Annotated in this window: 1 protein-coding gene; it reads left to right on the forward strand. The window is 60.8% G+C overall.

The annotated features are described in order from the left end of the window. Positions 1 to 572, forward strand: a 572-nt coding sequence (locus CXQ88_RS21470; protein ID WP_146069277.1) for a HAMP domain-containing protein, incomplete at both ends; no start/stop codon positions are given.

A 572-nucleotide genomic window follows, 5' to 3' on the forward strand; every position in this document is an offset into this window, starting at 1 on the left:
GACGTAGCGGTCCTGATTCAAAACGACCATGCCGAAGAAGCCACCCGGGCGGTCGCCGGCACCGTGAATAAAGACCCCTTGGTGCAAATCATCGACGAGACGGGGACAGTTACCGCGGCGTCGGAGCCCAGGCTCTTGGAGGCTCCGCTCAGTTCTTTCAGACCGGCTGCGGAGCAGATCGCGACCGATAACGTATCGGCGCCCGGACTCCTAGGGGACGCCGACGAGCGCTACCTTGTGGTGTTGGGCGTCGATAACGAGGACAGCAAGTACTGGGTTCTGGCCGGCCGGACCATTCAGCCCCAATCAGACACAGTCCGGATTGTCACCGCGTTTTTACTGGTTGCCATGCCATTGCTGCTGGGCGTGGTCGGCCTGTCCGTGTATTTCCTCGTCGGGCGTTCACTGCGCCAGGTGGACACGATCCGAATACAAGTCAGCCACATAGACGCGGGAAGGTTGAGCGAGCGGGTCGACGTCCCTGGGACACACGACGAGCTGCAGGCCTTGGCCGCCACAATGAATTCCATGCTGGACCGGATCGAAACAGCCGATCAAAGGCAACGCCAGTT

It is taken from the genome of Arthrobacter sp. ZGTC412 (assembly GCF_002929215.1).
In the GTDB taxonomy this organism is placed as follows: Bacteria; Actinomycetota; Actinomycetes; order Actinomycetales; family Micrococcaceae; genus Arthrobacter.